This window comes from Winogradskyella sp. J14-2 (assembly GCF_001971725.1).
Classification (GTDB): domain Bacteria; phylum Bacteroidota; class Bacteroidia; order Flavobacteriales; family Flavobacteriaceae; genus Winogradskyella.
The window spans coordinates 1,007,424-1,027,763 of record NZ_CP019388.1; the positions used below are offsets into that span (position 1 = coordinate 1,007,424).

Genomic DNA, 20,340 nt, shown 5'->3' on the forward strand with positions numbered 1-20,340 from the left:
CTAAGCTTGTCGAAGTGCTTCGACTTCGTCTCAACTCGAACTGACATTAAACTTAAAATACAATGGCAAAAGGAAGTATTAATGTATCGGTAGAAAATATCTTTCCGTTAATTAAAAAATTCTTGTACTCAGATCACGAAATCTTTTTACGTGAGCTCATCAGTAACGCAACTGATGCAACCTTAAAACTAAAGCACCTAACTAGTATTGGCGAATCTAAAGTTGATTACGGAGAGCCAAAAATCGAAGTTAAGATTGATAAGGAAGGTAAAAAGCTTCATATTATAGACCAAGGTTTGGGTATGACAGCCGAAGAGGTTAAAAAATACATTAACCAAGTCGCATTTTCTGGTGCCGAAGAATTCTTAAACAAATATGAAGATTCGGCAAAAGATGCTGGTATTATTGGACATTTTGGTCTCGGGTTCTACTCTGCGTTTATGGTAGCAGACAAAGTAGAAATCATTACAAAATCCCACACAGATGCACCTGCTGCGCATTGGACGTGTGACGGTTCTCCTGAATTTACTCTGGAAGAAGCGGATAAAACCGAAAGAGGTACAGAAATTATCCTTCATATTGCTGAAGGTGAAGAAGAGTTTTTGGAAGACGGAAGAATTCGTGAGCTGTTGACCAAGTACAACAAGTTTATGCCAATTCCGATTAAATTTGGAACTAAGGAAATTAACGACCCAGATTTTACACCAAAAACAACCAAGGACAAAGACGGAAAAGAAACGACTGAGCCTCACAAAAAAATTACTGTAGACGATATTATCAATAACCCTAATCCTGCATGGACAAAACAACCTGCAGACTTAGAGGACCAAGATTACAAAAACTTCTACAGAGAGCTGTACCCAATGCAGTTTGAAGAGCCGCTTTTCCACATTCATCTTAATGTAGATTATCCGTTTAACTTAACAGGAATCTTGTATTTCCCAAAGATGACGAATGATCTTAATATTCAAAAAGATAAAATTCAACTGTATCAAAACCAAGTTTTTGTAACCGATAATGTAGAAGGTATCGTACCCGAATTCTTAACTATGTTGAGAGGTGTTATCGATTCGCCAGACATTCCATTAAACGTTTCGCGCAGTTATTTACAGGCTGATGGTGCAGTAAAAAAGATTTCATCTTACATAACACGTAAGGTTGCTGATAAGTTAAAATCATTGTTCAATAGTAACCGTGAAGATTTCGAAAAGAAATGGGACGACATTAAAATTGTTATTGAATACGGAATGCTTTCTGAAGAAAAGTTCTTTGAGAAAGCTGATGCTTTTGCTTTATATCCAACGGTTGATGGTAAATACTTCACCTTTGAAGAATTAACCAATGCTATTAAAGCTAAGCAGACTGATAAGGATGATAAAATGGTGATTCTTTACGCGTCTAATAAAGATGAGCAGCATGCTTACATACAAGCAGCTAAAGATAAAGATTACGAAGTATTATTATTAGATTCTCCAATCGTAAGTCACTTAATGCAAAAGTTAGAAACCACAAAAGAAAATATTTCTTTTGCGCGTGTAGATGCAGATCATATTGATAACCTTATCAAAAAAGACGATACTACAATTTCTAAGTTATCTGACGATGAGAAAACAAAGCTAGATGAGCTTTTAAAAGAAGTTGTGCCATCAGAAAAGTTCATGGTACAATTAGAGGCTATGGATAGCAATGCGTCTCCATTTATGATTACACAACCAGAGTTTATGCGCAGAATGAAAGAGATGCAACAAACTGGTGGTGGTATGTTTGGTATGGGCAATATGCCAGAGATGTATAACTTAATCGTAAATACCAATCACGACTTAGTTAATGAAATTCTAAACACAAAGACCAAGAAAAAGCAAGAACGCTTAATTAATCAGAGTTTGGACTTAGCACGTTTATCGCAAGGCTTACTTAAAGGTGAAGAGTTAACAAACTTCATTAAACGCAGCTACGAGATGATAAAATAATTAATTGCATTAACAATTCCATATCTATATATCGTAACAACGTAAAATATAGCTGTAAAGAAAAAGACCATCAATAATGATGGTCTTTTTTATTTTAAAATTTGGGTTAATAAACTGCCATTAATCAAGGATTAGTTTATATGTTTTAGTTGATCTCAGTGAACTTATCTTTATGAGATAAATACCTGAAGCTATCCCACCAATATCTATTTGGTTAATACCGTTTCCGATGGATAAAGCCCTAACCAATTTGCCAGTTGTAGATATTATCTCAACGTTTACCTCGTCAGTAAAGCTTTCATCAATTACAATATTAAACTGTCCTTTAGTTGGATTAGGATAAATACTCAAAGCTGAAAGATTGTTAAATTCATCTATAGATAGTGCTATTTGCGACTCAAACGCACCAATATCTCTAGAAGTGCCAAACAATGGCTGTCCTATTTGATCTAAAAAAGTATCCACAGGATCACCAGCATCAAAGGCTGGAGAACCATTTAATAATTGATGTGTTAGAGTTGTACCTCCATTATCTTGTAATGGTCCAATAACCGGATCAGCACCTTCTATATCATTGGCTTGAGGTGTGAATACTCCTAAATCATCTGTTCCGATTAAATTATAATCGTTAGATGTTAAAGTACCAAATACATCATTTCCGTTTGCACCTGTGTTTAAAGCAACTATACTGTTTTTAAAAGCCACATTGTTAGCAGCATAAACACCACCACCGTTTCCTAATGCGGTATTATTTACAATAGTTACTGCATTAAATTCTAATGTTGCACCATCGTTACGAGCTCCTCCACCAGATCCACTAGATACGTTTCCTGAGATTGTACTCGTCATTACGGTAGTGATTGCTCCGGTATTGTTATAGATTCCCGCTCCACTACTAGCTGAATTATTATCTATGGTTGTTTCTGAAACAGTCATCACTGTTCCGTTCTGATTCCATAAGCCGCCACCTTCGTTTGCAGCAGAATTTCCAGTTATTGTACTTGTTGAAATTGTAATTAAACCAGATGTTCCCGTCACATGAAATCCACCTCCGTTTCCAGGATTTGCAGTTCCTGCACCACCGTCAACATCATTATTAGACATTATGGAATTCATAAACATTAAATTACCATCTATCAATTCAATAGCACCACCAGCTCTATTAGCTGAGTTGGCATCAAATGTGGAATCCGTAATTGTAACATCTCCAGTAGTACTTAATAGACCACCACCCGAAGCCGACGCACCCGAAGCAATATTATTAGATACAATTGTTCCGTTAGTAACATTTAGTGTTCCACCATTATTAAAGATTCCAGCACCACCATCATCTGCACTTGACCCTAAAGCTGTATTTGAATCGATAATAACTGCATCTATTGTCATAACACCTGAACCATTCCATAAGCCACCACCTTCTCTAGAAGCATTATTCATAGACACAAGACCTCCTGTAATATTAGAATCACCAGGGCCAGTAATATGAAGTCCACCACCGTTTCCTGGTGCTGCACCTGTAGTGTTTCCAGAAAGTGTGGTATTTGTTAAAGTCAATAAACCACCCATAACTGAGTTATCTTCAATTCCACCACCAGCTCTCACAGCTGTGTTGTTGTTCACTTGAGAATTAATTACGGTTAAAGTTCCCATATCATTTAAGATTCCACCTCCTGAACCAGCAGCTCCATCAGCATTGTTATTTGTAATTACACTGCCACCTTGAACGATGACAGTTCCTCCTGCATTAAAGATACCTCCACCACCTTCATTGGCAGCAGCTCCACTAGCTGTGTTATTATCTATTGTTGTGCCGTTAACTGTCATTGTACCAGAGCCATTCCATAAACCACCACCTTCTAGCGCAGCAATGTTTCCATTTACTGTACCTCCAGTAACTGTGGCATTACCAGGACCTGTGATATGAAGTCCGCCACCATTTCCTGGTGTTGCACCTGTTGTATTGTTATCTAATACAACGTTGACCAAAGTAATCGTACCTATACCGTTGGTTGAATTGTCTTCAATTCCACCACCAGCTCTATTGGACGTATTTCCTGTTACCGATGAATCTGATACTGATACAGAACCACCATCAACATTTTGAATTCCACCACCAGAACCAGCAGCTCCATCAGCCAGATTACTTGTGATAATTGTTCCATTTTGAACTATGAGAGTGCCTCCATTATTGAAGATACCTCCACCACCATTATCGGCAGTAGCTCCACTAGCTGTATTGTTTTCAATATTAACGCCATCTACAGTCATAATTCCTGAACCATTCCAAAGCCCTCCACCTTCTGAAGCAGCTGTATTTCCATTGACTGTTCCTCCAGTAATCATAGAATTATCACTACCTGTTATATGGAGTCCTCCACCATTTCCTGGCGCAGATCCTGTACTGTTTCCATTTAAAGTCACATTGGTTAAGGTATTCATACCTCCACCTGATGCTACCTCAATACCACCGCCAGCTCTCACAGCTGTGTTGTTGTTCACTTGAGAATTAATTACGGTTAAAGTTCCCATATCATTTAAGATTCCACCACCAGAACCAGCAGCTCCATCAGCATTGTTATTTGTAATTACGGTGCCACCCTGAACTATTACAGTTCCTCCTGCATTAAAGATACCTCCACCGCCTTGATCAGCAGATGCTCCACTAGCAGTGTTGTTGTCTATTATTGTTCCATCAACCGTCATCGTTCCAGTTCCGTTCCATAATCCACCACCTTCAGCAGCAGCAAAATTATTATTTACAGTACCTCCAGTAATTGCAGCATTTCCAGGGCCTGTAATATGGAACCCTCCACCATTTCCTGGCGCACTTCCTACTGAATTTTCATTCAAACTAACATTAGTCAATGTAATTGTACCAACAGCGTTGGTTGAATTGTCTTCAATTCCGCCACCAGCTCTGTTTGCTGTATTTAATATGATAAATGAATCTGAAACATTTACTATTCCACCATCAACATTTTGAATGCCTCCACCAGAACCAGCAGTTCCAGTAGCCGTATTTCCATTAATTGTTGTATTGTTTTGAACGATTAATATTCCACCGTTATTAAACAGAGCTCCACCACCATTATCAGCACCATCTCCCTGGGCATCATTTCCAACTAAAGTTGAAGAGTCGACCGTCATAGTCCCTGAGCCGTTCCATAATCCACCACCTTCGGAAGCGGCTGTATTTTCATTAATTGTACTACCAGTAACATCTACTGTTCCACTTCCGCTAACGTGCAGTCCACCACCATTACCAGGAGCACCAGCACCAGTTACAACACCTGTATCGTTAGAATTTAAAACCACATTAGTTAAGGTCACTGAACCCGTCCCGTTTGTTTCAATTCCACCACCGGCTCTATTAGATTGGTTATCTACAATTGTAGTGCCATTGGCAGTTAACGCACCTGAAGCATTTAAAATACCACCACCTGTAGATTGTGCACCATCAGCAATATTATTTACGATTGCTGTAGTACCTGAAATATTTACAGTACCACCTTCATTATAGATTCCACCACCACCAGCAGCGCCTGGCGTCATGGCATCATTACCTGAAGCCACATTACTATTAATAGAATGATCTATTATGGTCATAACTCCAGAACCGTTCCAAAGCCCACCGCCTTCATTGGCAGCTATGTTACTATTTGTTGTTCCTCCTGTAATATTTGTTGTTGCAGAACCTGTAACATGCAGACCTCCACCAGAACCTGGTGAAGCTACAGCAGGTGCAACACCAGCGTTATTGGAATTTAATGTTGTATCCACCAAGTTTAAAGTGCCGCCAGCAAGTTCAATTCCACCACCAGCTCTATTTGCACGATTTACTACGATGGATGCACCTGTAACAGTTACAGTGCCTCCAATACTTAATAAACCACCCCCTGAACCAGCAGCTCCGTCAGCAACATTATTGCTTAACGTTGTACCAGTTTCTACATTTAATGTACCTCCGTTATTAAAAATACCTCCACCACCATCGTCAGCGCCAGCACCACTTGCAATATTGCCATCAATCGTAGTTCCTGTTACAGTCATTGTTCCTAAACCATTCCATAATCCACCACCTTCTCTGGCAGCCGTATTAAGGTTTACTGTTCCACCTGTAATCATGGCATCTGCATTTCCTGTAATATGAAGTCCACCACCATTTCCTGGTGATGCACCTGTAGTATTTACATTTAAAGTTACTCCTGTAATTGTAAGCGTACCATCGATGGCTTCAATACCACCACCAGCTCTTACTGCATCGTTATTTGTAATCGTAATACCATCTAAGGTTACAGCACCATCTGTACTAAAAACACCACCACCAGAACCAGCAGTACCTATTGCACTGTTATTAGTGATACTTGTGCTTCCATTTACGTTTAAAGTTCCTCCATTATTGAAGATGCCTCCACCTCCAGTATCGGCAGCATCACCTTCAGCAACGTTAAGGTTTAAAATCGTTCCTGTAACGGTCATTGTTCCTAGGTTATTCCAAAGCCCACCTCCTTCTGAGGCTGCGGTATTAGAATCGATATTACTATTTTGTATGTTAGCATTTGTTGTTCCTGAAAGGTGAATTCCACCACCATTTCCTGGATTTGCCATAGTGCCCAAACCAATGTCTGAACCTGCTGAGTTACCAGAAAGCGTTACATTGTCCAACGTTAAGGTTCCACCAGAAGCATCTTCAATAGCACCACCAGCTCTACTTGCATAGTTTCCTGATATACTCAATTCTGGTGCAAGATTTAGTGTTCCTCCAGTTGTATTAAAAATACCACCACCACGACCACCTGGTGTGGCAGCCATTGCTATGTTTCCTGTTAACGTTGTTGCAGCATCAACATTTAGTGTTCCTCCATTATTGAACAATCCTCCTCCACCTGTAGCATTACCATTTGCGGTATTTCCTGTTATCGTTGTTCCGTTTATAGACATATCGCCAACACTATTCCAAAGTCCACCACCTTCAAAAGCGACATTATTTGAAACGGTTCCACCATTGTAAACTACGTCTCCAGGACCCGTAATATGGAATCCACCACCATTTCCTGGTGCTGGTCCGTTTACTATGTTTCCTATTAAACTAACATTATTAAATGTGTAAGTTTCACCACTACTACTTGCTATTTCAATTCCACCTCCTGCTCTGTTAGCGGTATTGTTTTCTATTGTTAAACCATCAATACTTAAGGTACCTGGTGATAATGAAAATATTCCACCGCCAGAACCTAAAGTTCCGGAAGCTGTATTGTTTATAATTGTTGTAGCTGCCGTGACAATTAAAGCACCTCCGTTGTTATAAATTCCACCGCCACCTGTATCGGCTTCATTACCTTGAGCGTCGTTATTGGATATAGTCATGCCATCAACAGTCATTGTCCCAAAGCCATTCCAAAGTGCGCCACCTTCAAGCGCTGCAATATTTCCTGTTGCGGTACCACCTGTGATATTTACAGAGCCATTGCTAGACACATGAATTCCACCACCATTTCCAGGTGCTGCGGTAGCTGGCATAACACCTGCATTGTTATTTATTAAATCTACATTGTTTAAAGTGGTTGCCAAGCCCGTACCTGTTTTATCTTCGATACCTCCTCCAGCTCTATTAGCTATGTTGTTTGAAATTTCAGAATTATTAATCACCAATACTCCACCAACGTCGTTAAAGATACCTCCACCTGATCCGGCAGGAGAGCCTATTCCGTTGGCAATATTATTGGTTATAACTGAATTATTGATTGTTACTGTTGCGTTGGTCATATAAATACCACCACCATCAAACGCTAAACCATTTGTAATTGTTAAATCATTTAGCGTAACATTACCTGCTGTGATATTTAAGGCTCTTCCATTATTATTTGCATCGATAGTTACGGTTGTAATGGCTGTTCCGTTTATTGTTAAATCTTTATCTATTAACAATTCGCTGTTTAAAGTTACTGTTAATACTGACGGTGCAAATGTAATTGTACCACCAGCGGGTGTATCTGCAATTTCATTTCGCAGTGTTCCGTCGGTTCCATCATCTGCGCCGCTAGTAACAAGTTGGGCAAATGATAAGGATGAATGAAGTATTGCTATGAATACAGCAATAAGAGTAATTTTGTGTTTCATTTGATGGATTTTAGAATTGAACGATTAATGCTTGTTGTAAATAAAATGTGAGGCATAATCTTTACGATATTATGCATTAGCCGGTTTTATAAATTGATTGATTTTAACATATTTTTAACAAGCAGAAGGTCGATTTAATCGACAATGGATAGTTGATTTTTTTTTCGCAATTCTCGCGCATCTACAATGCGATTAATTTTTCACCTTTAAATAAGACACAAGATGAAATATTCTTTGTGAGTGTTGCTTACTGACCTTAACTCGGTATTCCTAATAATACAAACCATTTAGAAAATCCTAAGTTGTTTTTTTGTAACTTTAAATCTGAGACATCGTCTTATTAAAGTAACAATCAATCAAACTATTCAATGAAAACAAAGATTTCACTCCTTATTGTTGTATGTAGCTTCCTTTTTACAACAGCCCAAGATCAAAATTTAACCCAAAAATTCGATGACATTGTAGCCCAATATTACAATGATTCTAATGCACCTGGAGCAACGATTTTGGTTGCAAAAAACGGGAAACCGATTTACAGAAAAGCTGTTGGTAAATCTAACTTAGAATTAGGTGTAGATATGATTCCTGAAAATGTATTTATGCTGGCATCCATAACTAAGCAATTTACGGCAGTTGCTATTTTAATGTTAGAAGAACAGGGAAAGTTAAGTTTAAATGATCCTATTACTAAGTTTATTCCAGATTATCCCACCCAAGGCAAAACTATAACAGTACATCATCTTCTTAACCACACCTCTGGTATTAAAAGCTACACGAGTATAGGAGATCTAAGACAGGTCGCCAGACAAGACAAAACCTTAGATGAGCTTATAGATTATTTTAAAAACGAACCCATGGATTTTGATCCTGGTGACGCCTATAGTTATAATAATTCTGGTTATGTGTTACTCGGTAAAATCATAGAGGTAGTATCTGGTAAAACCTATGCCGATTTTATAGACAACCATATTTTTCAACCCTTAGGCATGACAGCATCACAGTATGGTAGTCACAGCAAACTTATTAAAAACAGAGCTATGCCTTATGAAGAAACAGACAACGGTTATATTAATGCAAGTTACCTTAGTATGTCTTTACCACATGCAGCAGGTGCACTTACTTCAACAATCGACGATATGCTAAAATGGCAAAATGCCTTAGCAAATAACACATTGATAAAAGCATCTTCATTACAAAAAGCAATTAATGGTTCTGAATTAAATAATGGCGAACACATTGATTACGGCTACGGATTAGGCGAACTAACACTTAAGGGTTCTAAAGGTTATACGCATAGTGGTGGTATTTTTGGAACCTCAACAGACGGTATTTATTTGATAGACGAAGATGTTTATGTTATTGGATTAAGCAATTGTAGCTGCAATGATATTGGCTCTGTAACTACACAATTGGCTGCTGCTGCCATTGGTAAACCATTCCCTACGATGAAGGATGTAGTACAATTAAACGAAGATCAACTAAAAAAATGGGTTAGTGCTTATGAGTTTGAAGATGGTGCCATAAGACATATATTCTTTAAGGATGGAGCATTAAAAAGTATGAGAGAATCCGAAACCAATACCGTTTTTGACATCTATCCGTTGTCTGAAAACCGATTTATGTTTCCTGATGGAGCTATAGAATATAAATTCTCTTTAAATAAAAAGGGGAAAAAAGAAGTGATTTTTATAGCAGATGAAGAAATTAAAGGCATTGAAACAGACAAAGCAATGCCAAAAGAAAAAGAAGCAGTTACCTTATCCGTAGATATTTTAAACAAATATGTAGGCACTTACGAATTGGCACCAAACTTTAATGTTGTTATTACCGTAAAAGGAAATGACATTTATGCACAAGCCACAGGACAAGGCCAATTTCAGCTTTTTGCTGAAAATGAAACTACATTTTTTGCAAAAGTCACAGCCTTAAAGGTAGTGTTTAATAAAAATGCTTCGGAAAAAGTAGAAAGTTTTACACTGTATCAAGGAGGACAAGAAACGATCGCCAAAAAAATTGAATAGCAATAACGCTTCGTAAAAATATAAACCACTTAGAAAACTTCTAAGTGGTTTTTTTCTTATAGAAAGAAACATTTTAACTTCCTTTATTTTTCAAATATCGAATTTTACAGTTTTTAGTTGTTCTTTTATTTAATTTCAAGCAATTATCTACTAAAAAAAAGGTGAAATCATATCATTCTAAAATCAAAGAAATCTTCAAAGGTCTGACGTTTTCTGAAGACGAAATAAAACTCATAGAATCTGTTTTTCATAAAGTTATTGTTAAAAAGGGTGATATTCTTATTAGGCCTGGTAATAACGTGGAATCACAATATTACATTGTGGACGGCTGTTTAAGAGCCTTTCATACAGACAAGCAAGGGAAAGAATACACCATTCAATTTGGGATAAAAGATTGGTGGATGAGCGACTTTACAGCATTTTTTTCTGGTGAAAAAGCGATACTTACTGTTGAGGCTCTTGAAGATTCGACCCTGTATAAGATAAGCAGAAGGGATAAGGAATATTTATACCAACAAATTCCTAAAATAGATCGCTTTTTTAGAGAAAAATTAGAGAAAGCTTTTGCTGCTTTTCAAAAAAGAATATTAGCAGGCATTTCTAAATCTGCTAAAGAACGCTACATTGATTTTATGGTGACTTATCCTAAAATAGAAAAATATCTAAAAAACTACCATATCGCGTCTTTTTTAGGAATTACTACTGAAAGCCTTAGCAGAATCAGAAAAGAAATCTAATAAATCACCTCTAATATTTATTAACATACATCAATTTTTTATTGCTGTATTAATCTTAAATTAAGCAACCCTAACAATATCTTAATTATTCCCTAAGGATTAATAGCCAAAAAGCGCAGGTTAAAGAAATCTGCGCTTTTTTTTATTGATCTAAATCAATAAAATCCTCACCAAATCTTATGATACCGTTGGTTATATCAATTTTTATTTTGTTAGGATTTTTTTTGTCTCCGATCTCCATCATTTTAGAATGCTCTTTTTTACGGCTTGGCGGAATCTCCGTGATTAATTTTGCCCAATTATGCACAGTATTATAGCCAAACGTTTCGATGAAGTATTCGGACTTTTCAGGAAAAAACAGATTGATTTCGGAATAATCTGATGCCATCTGGAACGCTTTAAAGTTTTGTGAAAAATTATGAAACCAAAATTTACTATTGAAGTCAACAATCCTCACATTTTCAGCTATTTCACCAACTTTAACACTACTAAATTCAGTATCTATATCTACTTTTTTCAATTGCGCTACTTGTACCTCATCAACATGTGTAAATTTGTAGTTTCCTCCTTCTAAAAAATTTGCTCTAAAACTCCCGTTTGCAACGTCTAGAATATTCAATGGGTTTTGGATACTTTGAAACTTAAGTTTTGTAGTTCTGGTATTAAAAACCAATTGGTTTTTGATATCATCTTTAAAGATTAAATTAGAGTTTTCGGCCATTACTCGAAGCTTAATTTCTGGAGGTAGTTTTATAGAAAACTTTGTTCTTAAAATCTTTACATTTTTGGTGTTGATTTTTTTCTTGTTTCCTTTCTTATCTACTTCTCGTAAATTCTTTAAATACTCCTTAAGGCTTTTCCCTCTAGAACTACTATTTATTGCTAAAAAATACTGCTTAGATTTTCTAAACACTCGGTTAGATTTTTCTTTGAAATTTATAAAATCGCCTTCAAAAGTAATACCGTAAAGTGTCTCTAAACTGTAAGACACATCACTTTTTGCTTCACTTCCTCCTGTTTTAAACTCTAACACACCATCTTTTATTGATGCCTCAGTTTTAATCTCATTAAGCTTACTTTCTACCTCTTTTTTTGAATAGTTTTCAAACTCAATTGTATAATCAAAATAGACTCTATCGTCTTCAGATAATGAAAACTCTACATAGGTTCCATTAAGCTGAAGGTTAATAGTTTTTAAATCTTCAGCATTATAACTTTTCTTAAAAATTTCCTTTACCTGAGTGTTACCTATTACTGAGGTGATGAGCATCAGTAACAAGATTTTAAATTGATTTTTCATACTGTTCGTTATTTTGATTTAAAATTTTGATATGTTCTTGAATATCTTTAAGTATCTGAGATCGTGTTTGTAGATTGTCTATTAAAAGTTCTACGATTTCAAGGTTATTAGGATTGGCTCTAAATTGAATTGAAATATTCTTATAATCTGCATCTAACTCATCTAGTTTTTTCTTAAAACGTTCTACCAAAACCTCATCTTCTGCTATGGCTACAAAGTTTTGCCACTCGGCATTAATTTCTTTTAAATACTCAGCTTCCACGGCTTCTACTTGTGCTACTATTGGTGCCACATTTTCTGTTGGCTGTCTGTAAAGTAATGTAAAACCTACAGCTAATGTTATAATGACGACTGCCGCAATTTTTAACCATGTATAACCCACTTTTTTAGATTGGCTCTGTTTTTTCAACTTATCTAAAAACTCACTTCTATGATTTTCTGGAGGTGTTTTTAAGTCCTCTTCCTCCCTAAATAAATCTCTAATATCTTGCTTCATTGTACTTTGGTTTTAAGAGTTCTTGTAATTTTAATTTACCCCTTCTAAGATGTGTTCTGGATGTTTTTACTGGTATATCTAATATTTCTGAAATTTCACCATGGTCATATCCATCAATGAGGTAAAGCTTTATAACTATTTTATGTTTTTCGTTGAGTTGCTCTATGGCATTTAATATGTCTTTTTTACTGATGTTGCTATCAAAATCCCAATTATCTTCATTAGTTATTTGTAATTCTGAAACTATTACTTCTGAAAATTCAATCTTTCTTTGCCTTAAAACATCTAAGCACTGATTGATAACAATCCGCTTTAGCCATGCTCCAAAAGTGTATTCTGGCTTATATTTATCTAAATTCGTAAATGCTTTTAAAAACCCTTCTTGCATAGCATCTTTGGCGTCTTCATCATTATTGAGATATCTACTTGCTACTGTAAACATGGCATCGCAATATTGATCGTAAAGCCGCATTTGCGCAACTTGATTACCTTTTTTACATGCTCGTATTAATTTGTTTATTTGCTGATGCATTACTATTGGTTAGCGTCTTTGTATTTAAAAACGGAGAAAATTGATTAGGGTTTCATTCGTAAACAAAAAAAGAACTCAATCTATTTTTTTGAATTCTCTTTTTCGCATTTAATATGTAGTTATAATACTAATATGATAGTTTCTGATCGCAATACTGTTTTAGCAATGGAATTTGAATCGCTACCATTACAGCCAGTAATACTGTAGCGTACATTAACGTATTTGAAAAATCTACAGACAATTTATTGAGTAAATCAAAAGATACTTCTGGCAAATTATAACGGTCTGTAAGGCTTGAAGAATCACTAGATTTATTTAAAACAATATTTACAATCAAAGCCACAAAACCGAAACCTAACAACCACCAAACATATTTAGGAATTAGTGGTTTATAAACAATAGTTTTAGTTTCAGAAAGTGCTTCAATTTTAGACATTACACCTTCAGTAAAGTTTGTTGGAGCAGTTTCTAAACTGTCATTAGCCATCAACTTATTGATTAAATCCTCTATTCTTTTATCTTCATTTTCCATCTTTCAAGCTGTTTTGGGTTGAAAATACTGTTCTAAAATTACGGCCAATTTTTTTCGGGCTCTAAAAAGCTTCACTTTTACCGTATTGGCTTCAATATTTATAATTTTTGATATTTCATCTAAAGATAATTCTTCAAAATAAAATAACGTTAATAAGGCACTACTGTCTTCCGGTAATTTGCTAATACATTTCTTTATCAAATCACATTTTTCCTCTTTAATAATATTGTCTAATGCATTATCTATAGTATCTAATTTATTATATGTAAATTCATCTATAGCTACATTATTGAGATGCTTTTTATTCTTTTTAATTGTATCCAAGCATGTATTATAGGCAACTCTATATATCCAAGTAGAGAATTTTGAATCTCCTTTAAACTTGTCTAAAGACTTAAACACCTTAATGAACGTATCTTGCGCCACTTCCTCTGCCTCTTCTCTATGCTTTAACATGCGCAAGGCTAATGTATACACCAAATCCTTATAACGATCTACTAATTGTGCATATGCCTTAGTATCGCCATTTTTAATAGCAGTAATTAATATGTTTTCGTCGTTGGTGGTCATTTTGTAATTAAGACGACGCTTAGATACAATAGGTTACACTTATTTTTGAAAAAATTTTTTTTGCAAAAACTGTAACCTAAATTAAAACCATGTCGTCATAAGCTATGAAACAAATAAAATTAATCAATTAAAAAACAAACATCATGGACGAAGAAATATTAATACCTATCAGTCTTTTTGCAGCTATTTTTGGAATGGTATACCTATACTTTTCTACCAGAAACAAAGAACGTCTTGCACTTATAGAAAAAGGAGCAGATGCCAGTATATTTAATATTGGCAAGCGCTCTGGGTCTTCATGGAAAGTTATAGTACTAAACTTAGCATTTCTATTAATGGGTATAGGTTTAGGCGTATTTATTGCCAACATTTTAGACACTTATACTGTACTAGATGATGATGCAGTATATCCTTCAATGATATTCTTAATGGCTGGTATTGGTTTGTATGTGGGCTATACACAAACTAAGAAAGCTTTGGATTCAGAATAAAATTCATCAATCAATCAACCAATCGATAGAGGCAGTCTAAAAAGTCTAAAATCTGTCATTCTGAATTTATTTCAGAATCTTAATAAGCAGATTTTTAGTTTGTTTTAGAATCTGAAACGAGTTCAGATTGACAAAACACTGACTTTTTAGACAGCCTATTTTAATACAATTCATTTAATTATTTGTAGTGCTGAATTTATTTCAGCATCTTTATAATCTATGAGTTCCAAATTTTATATAACCTTACTTTCTATCGTTTTTGGATGCTACGTAAGCTTTTCTCAAATCAAAGTCTTAGATAGTATTTCACAAACTCCCGTTAGCTATGCAACCATATCATTTGGAAATGGCCAAGGTATTTTTGCAGATGATGATGGTATATTTTTTTTCAACAAAAAAATATATCCAGATGTAGACTCGCTATATATTTCTGCAATAGGTTTTAAAAACCTCAACATTGCTACAGAAAATTTATCTAACCAATTGTTATTACAGCCTCAAGCCGATGCCTTAGATGAAGTAGTACTTAGCACCAAACTAAATCGAAAATTTAAAGAAGAAACTTTAAAACCATATCTCGATGACGATTATTACAACTGTTGGCTACCAACTATAGCGTCTGAGATTGCAGTATATTTTTCTAAATCTTCAGAGCAAGACCAAAAATTAACCAGTGTTACATTTCCTATTGCTTTAGAGTCTAAAGATTGGAAAAAGCGAAAACGCGCCAATAGTGATAAAAAGAAATTTTCAACCTTATTTAAGGTACAATTTTATGCCAATGACAATGGTAAACCTGGTAAAGTACTTACTTATGAAACTATAGTTTTTAGAGCTACAGAAAAAAACGGAGATGCTTATGAGTTGAATGTTGAAGACTACGATATTTATATTCCAAAAGATGGTTTTTTTGTATCCATTCAAGTGATGGGCTACACCAATAAAGAAGGCAAACTTTTACCAAACAAGAAATACAAGGAAATAAAAACTAAAACTGGTACAGTAAAAATTCCGACCAATTTTAGACCACTTCTACCCTTTACTGATGAGATTGAAAGTAAAAACACTTACATAAAACGTATTTTTATAAATGGTAATAATTGGGTAAAATTCGATAAAGGCAACGGTTTTAAATCTAGCTTACTCGACAAAAATCTTTTTAATTACGGCATTGGCATAACCTATAAAATATTTAAAGATGAATAACCCAATTGGACTATACATTATGGCTGGCATGTACATTCTGGCAGGCCTTATGCACTTTGTTAAACCCAAAATGTATATGCGTATCATGCCAAGATACTTACCAAACCACAAATTTCTTGTGCTGCTGAGTGGTATTGCCGAAATTGTTTTGGGAGTTGCTCTATTATTCTCAGAAACTAGAGCATTTGCTATTTATGGTATCATAGCAATGCTAGTTGTATTTCTGTTAGTTCATTTTTATATGTTATCTAGTGAAAAAGCTTCTGCAGGCATACCAAATTGGATATTAATTTTAAGAATTCCACTTCAATTTTTATTGATGTATTGGGCTTGGGTTTATTTGAATTGAAAATGGACAATTTTGAAATTAAAGGATTTGGAGCCCATCTAAAAGTAGAGGTTTTTGAAGTTATTGGTTTTCCTAATAAGACTCACTTCGATGGTGGCTTTTATTGTAAATTAAATATTGAAATAAAAGTCGAAGATATTTCACTAAACTCATTTTTCTATGCCACCACAGAAAATCTATTAGAATTTAGAAGTAGTCTTATAAAATGCTACGAGTTAATAAAGGGAAAAGTAGTTTTCTTCCATCGCGATTCCAATTTAAATTTAAATCTTATCTTTCTAAGGAATGGCGGCATTCATATTTTTGGGAATTTCCAAAAACATCTATCAACCGATAATACTCTGAACTTTGAATTTTATAGTGACCAGACATATATAGCCCAAACTCTTAATCAAATGGATTTTTTAAACAAATACAAAATTTAGTTACTCAACCTCAAAATCAAAATAAGTTTTCGGGTAAGGTTCCCAACGCAAGGTAAAATGCCACCATTCTTTTGGGTAATTTCTAAAATTGTGTTTTAACATGATGCGTTGCAATATCTGACGATTCTCTTTTTGTTGCTCTGTAATATTAGGATAGTCTACCCAAGATTGTTCACCAAAAAAGTCAAAAGGACTTCCCATATCTAAGGGTTTACCAGTATTGCCATCTATAATCGTAAGATCAACTGTGCTTCCTCTACTATGTCCAGATTTTGAGGCTATGTAACCAGCCTTAAATAAATTCCGCTTTTTTACATCAGGATAAAAAACAGACTTATTCACTGTGTCATTCAATACTTTTGCCCAACGCACAAAATGGTTTACAGCACGCTGTGGTCTGTAACCATCATGAACCAACAAACATAAATTTTGCTCTTGCAGTTCTTCTTGCACTAACTTCAGCTTTTCTGCTGCTGCTAGAGTTAAAATTAAACGATTAGATTTGTAACCATCAATGGTATCACCAACAAAATTGTTTGTGGTATAATATTTTAACGCTACATCGAGATCTGGTATTACCGACTTAACGTACACAAATCCTTCAGGCAACTCTTTTTTCTGGTAAAAACCAAAGCACAAAAGACCTAAAGCAATTATTGATATGAGAATTTTATTTTTCATGACGATGCACTAATTTAGAGAAAAATTATGCTATGAACTTGTTTTCGGAAGAGAAACAACATTTTATTTTACCAAATGCCGAGCTTATCTATGTACCTGAGTTTTTCAATTCTCAGGAATCCGACAACTATTATAGAATTATAAAAGACGAAACGAACTGGCAACATGATGATATTACGGTTTTTGGAAAAACGTATAAACAGCCTAGGTTAACAGCACTTTTTGGAGAAACAAACCAAACCTACAGTTACTCTAACATCACAATGCATCCTGAAGCGTTTACGAAAGACTTATTGAATATTAAATCTAAAGTTGAAAAATTCTCAGATGAAACATTCAATACATTGTTAATCAATTTGTATCGCGATGGCAGTGATAGTAACGGTTGGCATGCAGATAACGAAAAAGAATTAGGAAAAAATCCAATTATCGCGTCAGTTAGTTTTGGTGAAGAACGACCATTTCATTTTAAACATAGAACCATCAAAGACGAACGTCACAAAATAATATTAGAACACGGCAGTTTACTACTAATGAAAGGCGAAATGCAACATTATTGGTTGCATCAAATTGCCAAAACTAAACGACATATACAACCGAGAATAAACTTAACATTTAGAAGACTTGTACAAGTGTAAAAACAAAAAACCGGGTTCCCTCAAACCCGGTTTTTCTAATTTGCTTTTTTTATTATGTAAGTAGATTTAGGGTCTCTAAGTCAACATAACATAATGCAAATATTAATTAATTAATCCATTGAACTAAAAACTAAATTTTAGTACACTTCAAATATATAATTAGGTTTTAGTTTTACCGCTAAAAAACATAATTAATCGATGAAATGCATTTAATTTTAACATTTAAAGACAAAAACATGCCTTTCGTCGATAAAATGCATGCGCGTTTAAAATAAAATTGTATAGAAAATGATCATAAAATGATTGCAAAAAAATTGAAAAACTAAATTATTAAAAACATTATCCGTTAACTTTACAACACAAAACCTTGTTAACAATGAAGCATTATATAGCATTAGTTTTAATATTGATTTTTTCCGTTTCTTTTAGTCAAGAAAAAACATTTACAGAAGAAGAAGTTTCAATTTCTAAATTTATTGATGGGACTTTACTAATCCCTAACGATGATCAAAAATCAGCTTTAGCTATTATTATAGCGGGTTCTGGTCCAACAGACAGAAACGGAAATCAGAACTTTTTAAAAAATAATTCGTTAAAAAAACTTGCTGAGAATTTAACTAACAGCGGTATAGCCTCTTTTAGATACGACAAGCGCGTGGTTAAGCAAATAAGGCAAGGTAATGTAGATAAAGATATGATGTTTGATGATTTTGTTAATGATGCAAAAGATGTCATCAATTATTTTAAGGAGAAAGAAACATACTCAAAAATCTATGTTATTGGTCATAGTCAAGGAAGTCTAGTTGGCATGCTAGCTTCAAAGGAAAATGTAGACGGTTTTATATCATTAGCTGGTGCAGGCCAAAACATTGGTGATGTTATCGTAGATCAGGTTACAAACATGGCACCCAAACTTGGTGAAGAAGCGCAAAAAGTGGTGGATAAACTAAAAAAAGGTGAAACTACAACTGATTATCCTCAGGCATTAGTTTCTGTTTTCAATGTAGATATTCAACCTTTTATGATGAATTGGATGCAATACAATCCTACCGAAGTTATTAACGAATTGAAGATTCCTGTACTTATTGTTAATGGTACTAAAGATCTTCAAGTATCAGAAGATGAGGCAAAACTACTTAAAGAAGCAAACGAAAAAGCTCAATTACAGATTATTGAAAACATGAATCATGTCTTCTTGGAAATTAAAGGTGATGATTTAGAAAATTCAAAATCTTACAATGAAGCTTTCAGAGAAATTTCAACTGAACTTGTTGATAGTATTGTAGAGTTTATAAATTGATTACTTCTCGAAAAATACAAATTACTAAACAGTATACAGTATAAACTAATTCGAATTACCAACCCTTCATCAATTTATATATTTTGATATATAATTTAATTTGTAATGATTTGAGAAATATAATTTTCAATATAGCACTACTACTTTTTCCAATCATTATTACTGCACAGGATTATAGCCTTAATGACTTTAAAGCAGACTCAATTCCAACCCAAGAAAATGTTTGGAAATCTAACCATTCCAAGTTTAATTGGATTATCACCAAAATTAATGATTCTATTGTAATTAAAGAGAATGACTTCAATTATCGTAAAGGAGATTCTTTACCTTTTTCTGAATTTAAAGTTGCTGAAAAACTGAACAACCAATATGCTATAAGAGCAGTAAAAAAAGTAAATGATGGGTACTTGATAGGGATAAATAAAGGTGAATTTGGAGGTGGGCTTTGGTTTTTATCATTAGACTGTAAAACATCATATGAAATAATTCCATATAAGAGAATTCATGAGATATTTGAGTTTAATAACAAAATTTATGTTTTAGAAGGTTTATCGCATATCACAATCAATAACGGAAGTTTGTTAGAAATAACAAAAAATGAAAAATGGGAAATTTCAAAAACATTTGATTTGCCTGATGCTCCTCGTTTTATATTAAAGGAAAAAGATAATATCTTAATTATATCATCTGAACATATTTTAAGTTTCAATAAATATGATAAGCTAAATTTAATTTTGAGAGCTCCCTTTAATTGGGCATTACTATTTCCTTCTTCTGCTGTTGTTATTGATAACGATATTTATATTGCTATGCGTGAAGGAATTCTTAAAATTTCAAGTTTTAAATATAATCGAAAATATACTTGGTACGTGATGGATTAACTTTTAAGAACCTTTTCCAATATTCAAAAATCTGTAAAATAGAGTTTGTAAATAATTAAAATTAAAAAAGCATCTCAAATTTGAGATGCTT

Annotated in this window: 17 protein-coding genes; 10 read left to right on the forward strand and 7 right to left on the reverse strand. The window is 34.4% G+C overall.

The window, feature by feature from the left end; all coding sequences use genetic code 11:
- Positions 1-62 precede the first annotated feature (62 nt).
- Positions 63-1,970, forward strand: a complete 1,908-nt coding sequence (htpG, locus tag BWZ20_RS04720; RefSeq protein ID WP_076617034.1) for a molecular chaperone HtpG — start codon at positions 63-65, stop codon at positions 1,968-1,970.
- 120 nt (positions 1,971-2,090) lie between these two features.
- Here the strand turns inward: htpG and BWZ20_RS04725 are convergent, their stop codons facing one another.
- On the reverse strand, positions 2,091-8,090 hold the full coding sequence (locus tag BWZ20_RS04725) for a choice-of-anchor Q domain-containing protein (protein WP_076617037.1): 6,000 nt from the start codon (positions 8,088-8,090) through the stop codon (positions 2,091-2,093).
- Between the two features lie 368 nt (positions 8,091-8,458).
- Between BWZ20_RS04725 and BWZ20_RS04730 the strand changes: the two genes are divergently transcribed.
- On the forward strand, positions 8,459-10,111 hold the full coding sequence (locus tag BWZ20_RS04730; protein ID WP_076617040.1) for a serine hydrolase: 1,653 nt from the start codon (positions 8,459-8,461) through the stop codon (positions 10,109-10,111).
- 161 nt (positions 10,112-10,272) lie between these two features.
- Entirely contained in the window at positions 10,273-10,848 is a 576-nt protein-coding gene (locus BWZ20_RS04735) for a Crp/Fnr family transcriptional regulator (protein ID WP_083677151.1), read from the forward strand.
- 142 nt (positions 10,849-10,990) lie between these two features.
- Here BWZ20_RS04735 and BWZ20_RS04740 read toward each other — a convergent pair whose 3' ends face one another.
- The 5 genes from BWZ20_RS04740 to BWZ20_RS04760 all read right to left on the reverse strand — a co-directional run bounded on the left by BWZ20_RS04740 (position 10,991) and on the right by BWZ20_RS04760 (position 14,278).
- Complete coding sequence (locus BWZ20_RS04740; protein ID WP_076617042.1) at positions 10,991-12,148, reverse strand: hypothetical protein; 1,158 nt, start codon at positions 12,146-12,148, stop codon at positions 10,991-10,993.
- Entirely contained in the window at positions 12,132-12,644 is a 513-nt protein-coding gene (locus BWZ20_RS04745; protein WP_076617044.1) for a hypothetical protein, read from the reverse strand. Before BWZ20_RS04745 ends, BWZ20_RS04740 begins: the two co-directional genes overlap by 17 nt.
- Positions 12,628-13,176 carry an RNA polymerase sigma factor gene (locus tag BWZ20_RS04750; protein WP_076617047.1) on the reverse strand — a complete coding sequence of 183 codons (549 nt, stop codon included), beginning with the start codon at positions 13,174-13,176 and terminating at the stop codon, positions 12,628-12,630. The genes BWZ20_RS04745 and BWZ20_RS04750 overlap by 17 nt, the downstream gene beginning before the upstream one ends.
- 127 nt (positions 13,177-13,303) lie before the next feature.
- Entirely contained in the window at positions 13,304-13,708 is a 405-nt protein-coding gene (locus tag BWZ20_RS04755; RefSeq protein ID WP_076617050.1) for a hypothetical protein, read from the reverse strand.
- A gap of 3 nt (positions 13,709-13,711) precedes the next feature.
- Positions 13,712-14,278, reverse strand: coding sequence for an RNA polymerase sigma factor (locus BWZ20_RS04760; RefSeq protein ID WP_076617051.1), 567 nt, complete (start codon positions 14,276-14,278; stop codon positions 13,712-13,714).
- 143 nt (positions 14,279-14,421) lie between these two features.
- Here BWZ20_RS04760 and BWZ20_RS04765 point away from each other — a divergent pair, with 143 nt between their 5' ends.
- The 4 genes from BWZ20_RS04765 (at position 14,422) to BWZ20_RS04780 (ending at position 16,749) form a co-directional block, all read left to right on the forward strand.
- Positions 14,422-14,769, forward strand: a complete 348-nt coding sequence (locus BWZ20_RS04765) for a DUF6249 domain-containing protein (protein ID WP_076617054.1) — start codon at positions 14,422-14,424, stop codon at positions 14,767-14,769.
- Positions 14,770-14,988: 219 nt separating this feature from the next.
- Positions 14,989-15,975 carry a hypothetical protein gene (locus tag BWZ20_RS04770; protein WP_076617057.1) on the forward strand — a complete coding sequence of 329 codons (987 nt, stop codon included), beginning with the start codon at positions 14,989-14,991 and terminating at the stop codon, positions 15,973-15,975.
- Complete coding sequence (locus BWZ20_RS04775) at positions 15,968-16,324, forward strand: MauE/DoxX family redox-associated membrane protein (protein WP_076617060.1); 357 nt, start codon at positions 15,968-15,970, stop codon at positions 16,322-16,324. The genes BWZ20_RS04770 and BWZ20_RS04775 overlap by 8 nt, the downstream gene beginning before the upstream one ends.
- 2 nt (positions 16,325-16,326) lie before the next feature.
- A complete protein-coding gene (locus BWZ20_RS04780) occupies positions 16,327-16,749 on the forward strand; it encodes a hypothetical protein (protein ID WP_076617062.1) in 423 nt (140 codons plus the stop codon).
- Here the strand turns inward: BWZ20_RS04780 and BWZ20_RS04785 are convergent, their stop codons facing one another.
- Positions 16,750-17,430: a M15 family metallopeptidase gene (locus tag BWZ20_RS04785; protein WP_083677152.1), complete on the reverse strand. Its 681-nt coding sequence runs from the start codon at positions 17,428-17,430 to the stop codon at positions 16,750-16,752.
- Between the two features lie 32 nt (positions 17,431-17,462).
- On the opposite strand from BWZ20_RS04785, the gene BWZ20_RS04790 reads away from it, so the two are divergent.
- The 3 genes from BWZ20_RS04790 (at position 17,463) to BWZ20_RS04800 (ending at position 20,249) form a co-directional block, all read left to right on the forward strand.
- Entirely contained in the window at positions 17,463-18,068 is a 606-nt protein-coding gene (locus tag BWZ20_RS04790) for an alpha-ketoglutarate-dependent dioxygenase AlkB family protein (protein WP_076617065.1), read from the forward strand.
- Positions 18,069-18,444: 376 nt separating this feature from the next.
- Complete coding sequence (locus BWZ20_RS04795; RefSeq protein ID WP_076617068.1) at positions 18,445-19,368, forward strand: alpha/beta hydrolase family protein; 924 nt, start codon at positions 18,445-18,447, stop codon at positions 19,366-19,368.
- Between the two features lie 110 nt (positions 19,369-19,478).
- A complete protein-coding gene (locus BWZ20_RS04800) occupies positions 19,479-20,249 on the forward strand; it encodes a hypothetical protein (protein WP_076617071.1) in 771 nt (256 codons plus the stop codon).
- The last annotated feature ends 91 nt before the right edge of the window (positions 20,250-20,340 follow it).